Genomic DNA, 6,320 nt, shown 5'->3' on the forward strand with positions numbered 1-6,320 from the left:
GCACACCCCGCCGCGCCGCGACACCGCGCCGTACGTCCACCACATACGCGACCACCGCGACACCGACCCCCAGCACGGCGAGCCCCGCCCCGGCAACCGCCGGAGACGTCACTCCGAGGCCCGCACCGAGCGCCAGCCCGCCGATCCACGCACCCCCGGCGTTCGCCAGGTTGAATGCCGCCTGGTTGGCCGAGGACGCCAGGGAGGGAGCCGTGGCCGCCTTCTCCATCACCATCAGCTGGAGCGGAGAGCCGGTCACGAACGCCGCCGTACCGAGCAGCGTCACCGCCAGGGCAGCCGTCCACGCCGTCCCCATCAGCACGGGGAACAGAGCCAGTACCGCCACCAGCGACACCAGACCGCCGAACAGCGTGCCCCGCAGCGAGTGGTCCGCCAGCCGGCCCCCCACGAGGTTCCCCACGGTCGCCCCGACACCGAACAGGGCCAGCAGCATCGTGACGCTCGCATCCGCGTACCCGGCGGCCGACGTCAGCATGGGCGCGATGTAGCTGTACGCGGCGAAGAGGGCCCCGAAGCCCGCGACCGTCGTACCCAGGGCGAGCCAGACCGGCAGGGAGCACAGGGCTGCCAGCTCACCGCGCAGTCCGCCGCCGGACGTGTGCCGGGGAGCCTCGTCGCGCGGCAACAGCAGCCCCAGGGACGCGATCGCCACCAGCCCGATCACGCTCACGCCCAGGAACGCGGCACGCCACCCGAAGTGCTGCCCCACCAGCGTCGCCACGGGAACGCCCGCGACGTTCGCGACCGTCAGCCCGAGGAACATCAGTGAGACGGAGCGGGCCTTGCGCTCGGGCGCCACCAGGCTCGTGGCGACCACGGCGCCCACTCCGAAGAAGGCACCGTGCGGCAGACCGCTCAGAAAACGGGCGGCCAGCAGCCAGCGTTCGTCGGGCGCGAAGGCCGACAGGGCGTTGCCGAACACGAACAGCGCCATCAGGGCGACCAGCACCGTGCGGCGGGACATCCGGGCCGTCACCGCCGCCAGCAGCGGAGCGCCGATCACCACGCCCAGCGCGTACGCCGAGACGAGATGCCCGGCGACGGGGATGGAGACGCGCAGGTCGTCGGCGACGTCCGGCAGGAGGCCCATCATGACGAATTCGGTGGTGCCTATGCCGAAGGCACCCACGGCGAGGGCGAGCAGGGCCATGGGCATGGGGAAGGGACCTTTCACGAGCGGGGGTTCCGTTGCATCGTATGTTCAATTACGGAACAAACCTGCCCGCGTCCTGTATTCCAGCTGAAAAAAGCCCAGTTGGGAGCGGGTGCTCAGGATCCCGACGTGTCGAGTTTCACCCGCGCCGCGATCGGCAGATGGTCGCTCCCCGTCGCCGGCAGCGTCCACGACGCCTTGGGCTCCGCGCCCTTCACCAGGATCTGGTCGATCCGCGCCATCGGGAACGACGCCGGCCAGCTGAAGCCGAAGCCGCTGCCCGCCGCGCCCTGCGTGGAGCGCATCTGCGCGGTGATGGCGTTGAGCGCGCGGTCGTTCATCGTGCCGTTGAGGTCACCGAGCAGCACGGTCGGCAGCTTCGACTCGTCCGCGATGGCCTCGCCCAGGGCGTCGGCGCTCTTGTCGCGTTGCCGGGCGGTGAACCCCGCCTCCAGCTTCACCCGCACGGAGGGCAGATGGGCGACGTAGACGGCGACCTTCCCCTCGGGTGTCGTCACGGTCGAGCGCATCGCGCGCTCCCAGCCCAGCTTGATGTCGACGGCCTTGGTGCCGCTCATCGGGTACTTGCTCCACAGCCCGACGGTGCCGACGACCTCGTGGTACTTGTACGTCGACTCCAGCGCCTTCTCGTAGACGGGCACCGCCGTCTCGGTGAGCTCCTCCAGCGCCACGACGTCCGCCCCGGAGGCGGCCACGTCGCGGGCCGTGCCGGCGGGGTCCGCGTTGTCCGCGTTGACGTTGTGCGTGGCGACGGTGAGCTCGCCGCCGCCGCCGGTCTTGTGGGTGAGGAGCCCGCCGAAGAGGTTCAGCCAGACGATCCCGGGCAGCAGCACGGCGATGAGCGCGGTCGCGGACCGGCGGACCAGCGCGAGGACGAGGAGGACCGGGACGAACACGCCGAGCCAGGGCAGGAACGTCTCCGTGAGGCTGCCGGTGTTGCCGATGGAGTTGGGGATCCGCGCGTGCAGCGCCATGACCAGGGCGAGGACGACCGCGAGGGCGGCGATGACCAGGCCCCGGCGCCAGATCCGCGGGTCCCGCCTCAGGCCGTTCCACAGGCGTTGAAGCCGAGCTCCCCCGCGGCCCGCACCCGTGCCGCCGCTGCCCGTCTCCGTCACAAACGCCTGCGCCATACCGTCGCCTCACAACCTGCCGTGCACATCGTCCCCCGCGTCTACGACCCTAGGGGATGATCGCCGTCGTTCCCGCCGCCCCATGGCGGCCGTACGGGCACCATGACGAATAACGCGACGTTGGGAGTTCCGAACGGGTGGCACGGGTGCGGGCTCTGTGACGAAATCAGCACACCGTACGGAAGTTATGAGCGCCGCTCTTGTGGCACCGCCTCGAGAATCTTTTGAATTTCAAGGAAGATTCCGACCAGAACGGCCCGCGCGTGCGAGAAATGTCACGCCGCGAATAAGCCAGCCACGCACGAATGAAACACGTACGAATGAGACACGTACGAATGAGACACGCGGAACGCGCAAGGGTCCGAAGATCCGTGAAGGTCTATGCGGCGCCCGGGCGCAGGCCCTCCAGGACCGTGTCGACGATGCGTTCGGGCAGGTCGTCGTCCAGTGTGGCGTCCGGGCGCATGACGGTGCGGACGAGGATGGGACCGGTGAAGAGGTCACTGACCAGCTCGATATCGACGTCGGCGCGGAGTTCGCCGTTTTCCTGGCCTCTGCGCAGTACGTCGGAGGTCGTGCGGCGCCTCGGCTCGATCACCGTGGCGTGATACACGGCCCAGAGCTTCGGGCTGCTTTTCATCTGGGCGTGGACGTTGTACAGGATCGCCGAGGAGCGCTTTCGCAGACCGTGCCGGCGCAGCGCCTCCAGGAGGACGACGAGGTCGTCGCGCATGGAGGTGCCGGGAAGCACCGGGTCGGCGGGTTCGGCGGCGCGCAGGACGTCGACGAAGAGTTCCTCCTTGCCGGCCCAGCGGCGGTAGATGGTGGCCTTGCCGACGCCCGCCGTCCGGGCCACCCGCTCGATGGACAACTCCGCGAGCGGCACGCCGTCCTCGAGGAGCTTCATCACCCCTTCGATGATGGAGCGCTCCACGGCCTCGCTCCGCGGGCGCCCCCGGACGGGGGCCCCTTCCCTGGCTCGGCTGTCGGCGAGGCTCACGTTCGGCTCCGTCCCTGTCGTTTGGCGTGGGGCCCTGGTCCTCGACGTGGGGCCCCGGTCGTCGGCGTGGGGCCGATTCTCCCGTCTGAACGACCGTGAGTGGCACTCGGTGCCCGAACCGCCGTGATCCGCCGCCCTGTTGATCCGCCGTCATCGGCGCCCTACTGGTCCACCGTCACCAGCTCCGTCCCGCCCTGCTCCTTCTGCTGCTCCGGCGGCTTCCCCGGCAGGAACAGCGCCACCACCACCGCCCCGAACAGTGCCACTCCCGTTCCGCACAGCGCGGTGACGTGCATCGCGTGCAGGAAGGCGTCATGAGCCGGGCCTATCAGGGCCTCGCCCTCACGGCCCAGCTTCGCGGCGAAGCCGAGGGTGGCCTCGATGGACTCGCCCGCCTCGTGCCGGGCGGCGGGCGGCAGGCTGTCCTCGATGCCCGAGCGGTACGCCGCCGACAGGACCGAACCGAGGACCGCGATACCGAGGGCGCCGCCGACCTGGCGGAACGTGTTGCTGAGCGCGGACGCCGAGCCGGCCTTCTCACGTGGCAGCGCCTGCATGATGACGACGCTCACCGGGGTCATGATGTGCGCCATGCCGGTGCCCATGAGGAAGAAGACGACCTCGAGGACCCAGATCGGCGTGTCCGCGTCCAGCGTGGCGAACGCGGCCAGCATCGCGGCGATCGTCAACAGCCCCGCCGTACACACCGCCTTGTTGCCGAACCGGTCCACGACCAGCCGGGCCCGGGGCGCGAACACCATCTGCGCGACGGCCAGCGGCAGCATCAGCAGACCGGTCTGGAGCGGGGTGTAGCCCCGGACGCTCTGCGTGTAGAAGACGGAGAAGAAGGTCACGCCCATGAGCGCGAAGAAGACCAGCGCGATGGCGCCGATGGCCGCGGAGAAGACCTTGTTCCTGAAGTAGGTCACGTCGATGGACGGGTGGTCGCTGCGCGCCTCGAAGACGACGAATCCGGCGAGCACGGCGAGCCCCGCCCCTATGGGCACGAGCACGGTGACATCGGTGAAGTCGGCGAGCTCGCCGCCCTTGATGATGCCGTACACCAGCAGGACGAGCCCGACGACGGACAGGACAACGCCCACCGGGTCGACGCGTCCGGGACTGGGGTCGCGGGAGTCGGGCACCAGCCACAGCATCAGCGCCAGCGCGAGGAGGACGATCGGCACGTTGATGAGGAAGACGGAGCCCCACCAGAAGTGGTCGAGCAGAAGCCCGCCGGTGATCGGCCCGATGGCGATGGCCAGGCCGACGCCGCCCGCCCAGATGCCTATCGCCTTCGGCTGCTCCTCCCGCTCGAAGACGTTCATCAGCACGGCCAGGGTGGCGGGCATCACGAAGGCGGCGCCGAGGCCCATCACCGCGCGGAAGGCGATGAGTTCGGCCGGTGAGCCGGACAGGGCGGCGAGCGCGGACCCGGCACCGAAGACCACGAGCCCGGCGATCAGGACCTTCTTCCGCCCGAGCCGGTCGCCGAGGAGCCCCGCGCTGAACAGCAGCCCGGCGAAGACGAGGGTGTAGGCGTTGATCGCCCACTCCAGCTCGCTCTGTGTGGCACCGAGGCCGGTCGGCGCGGGCGTGGAGATCGTCTTGATGGCGACGTTCAGGATCGAGTTGTCGAGCACCACGATCAGCAGGCTGAGCATCAGCACACCGAGAATCACCCAGCGACGCCGGTGCACGGCTTCGGGGACCCGTCGCTCGGCGGGGACAGCGGGAGAGGTCATGGGGACGACCCTAGCCACGTTTCGATACGGAACCGTCTCGTATTGAAAATCTTTACGAAGGCTTGGAGGGATGGTGACCGTCCCGCGCCCCCTCCGGCGCGGCCGTACGTGACCGAAGTCCCCCGCCCCGGTCTGGCCGCGGTCGGCACGAGGTGCCACCATGGAAGCGGTCCGGGGACGCCGTGAGGGCGCCTCGAGATGACAGAAGGAGCGTTGCGATGACGCAGCTTCCGGCTGCCCAGCAGCAGACCGCGCAGCCCGCGCAGGGTGCGCTCAAGCCCTCCGGCAGCGGCAGGGCCCTGTACGGGGGCAAGAGCACCCGGCGCATCACCGTGCGCGACCTCGCCGCCGCCAAGGAGCGCGGCGAGAAGTGGCCCATGCTCACCGCGTACGACGCGCTGACCGCGTCCGTCTTCGACGAGGCCGGCATCCCGGTCATGCTCGTCGGCGACTCGGCGGGCAACTGCCACCTGGGGTACGAGACGACCGTGCCCGTCACCCTCGACGAGATGACGATGCTGGCGGCGGCGGTCGTACGCGGTACGAGTCGCGCACTGATCGTCGGAGACCTGCCCTTCGGGTCGTACCAGGAGGGGCCCGTCCAGGCTCTGCGTTCGGCGACGCGGCTGGTGAAGGAAGCGGGCGTGGGGGCGGTGAAGCTGGAGGGCGGCGAGCGTTCGCACCGCCAGATCGAGCTTCTCGTCGAGTCCGGGATCCCGGTCATGGCCCACATCGGCCTGACCCCGCAGTCCGTGAACGCCATGGGTTACCGGGTTCAGGGGCGGGGCGAGGAGGCGGCCGCGCAGCTGCTGCGGGACGCCAAGGCCGTGCAGGACGCCGGTGCGTTCGCGGTCGTCCTCGAGCTGGTTCCGGCTGAGCTGGCTGCCGAGGTCACGCGTGTGCTGCACATTCCGACGGTGGGGATCGGTGCCGGGGCGGAGACGGACGCGCAGGTCCTCGTGTGGACCGACATGCTCGGGCTGACCGGGGGTCGGGTGCCGAAGTTCGTGAAGCAGTACGTGAATCTTCGCGAGGTCATGGGCGGGGCGGTCAAGGCGTTCGCGGAGGAGGTCGTGGGCGGAACGTTCCCGCGGGACGAGCACTCGGTCCACTGACGGCCCACTGACACTCGGTCCACTGACGGCCCACTGATCCTCGGTCCACTGACGGCCCACTGAACCACTGCCGCACCACCCCGCAGCCCGCCGATCTTCCCCCGTCGGCGGGCTGCGACTTTGCCCCACGGG

The 6,320-nt window shown here is 69.9% G+C and carries 5 protein-coding genes; 1 reads left to right on the top strand and 4 read right to left on the bottom strand.

The window, feature by feature from the left end; translation table 11 throughout:
• The 4 genes from FNH04_RS39325 to FNH04_RS39340 all read right to left on the bottom strand — a co-directional run.
• Positions 1–1,177, bottom strand: a 1,177-nt coding sequence (locus FNH04_RS39325) for an MFS transporter (RefSeq protein WP_152790816.1), incomplete at its 3' end; no start/stop codon positions are given.
• A 113-nt stretch (positions 1,178–1,290) separates the two neighbouring features.
• A complete protein-coding gene (locus FNH04_RS39330; protein WP_152790817.1) occupies positions 1,291–2,328 on the bottom strand; it encodes an endonuclease/exonuclease/phosphatase family protein in 1,038 nt (345 codons plus the stop codon).
• A gap of 379 nt (positions 2,329–2,707) precedes the next feature.
• Positions 2,708–3,328, bottom strand: coding sequence for a TetR/AcrR family transcriptional regulator (locus FNH04_RS39335; RefSeq protein ID WP_322725171.1), 621 nt, complete (start codon positions 3,326–3,328; stop codon positions 2,708–2,710).
• A gap of 161 nt (positions 3,329–3,489) precedes the next feature.
• The gene (locus tag FNH04_RS39340; protein WP_152790819.1) at positions 3,490–5,073 is read right to left on the bottom strand and encodes an MFS transporter; all 1,584 of its coding nucleotides are present in this window, start codon (positions 5,071–5,073) and stop codon (positions 3,490–3,492) included.
• 218 nt (positions 5,074–5,291) lie between these two features.
• On the opposite strand from FNH04_RS39340, the gene panB reads away from it, so the two are divergent.
• Complete coding sequence (gene panB / locus FNH04_RS39345) at positions 5,292–6,188, top strand: 3-methyl-2-oxobutanoate hydroxymethyltransferase (protein WP_152790821.1); 897 nt, start codon at positions 5,292–5,294, stop codon at positions 6,186–6,188.
• Positions 6,189–6,320 lie beyond the last annotated feature (132 nt).

This window comes from Streptomyces phyllanthi (assembly GCF_009377205.1).
GTDB classification, from domain to species: domain Bacteria; phylum Actinomycetota; class Actinomycetes; order Streptomycetales; family Streptomycetaceae; genus Streptomyces; species Streptomyces phyllanthi.

Excerpts from the sequence above, each read along its gene's own strand:
- FNH04_RS39330 (WP_152790817.1), bottom strand. The coding sequence starts at position 2,328 with ATGGCGCAGGCGTTTGTGACGGAGACGGGCAGCGGCGGCACGGGTGCG.
- FNH04_RS39340 (WP_152790819.1), bottom strand. The coding sequence starts at position 5,073 with ATGACCTCTCCCGCTGTCCCCGCCGAGCGACGGGTCCCCGAAGCCGTG.
- panB (WP_152790821.1), top strand. The coding sequence starts at position 5,292 with ATGACGCAGCTTCCGGCTGCCCAGCAGCAGACCGCGCAGCCCGCGCAG.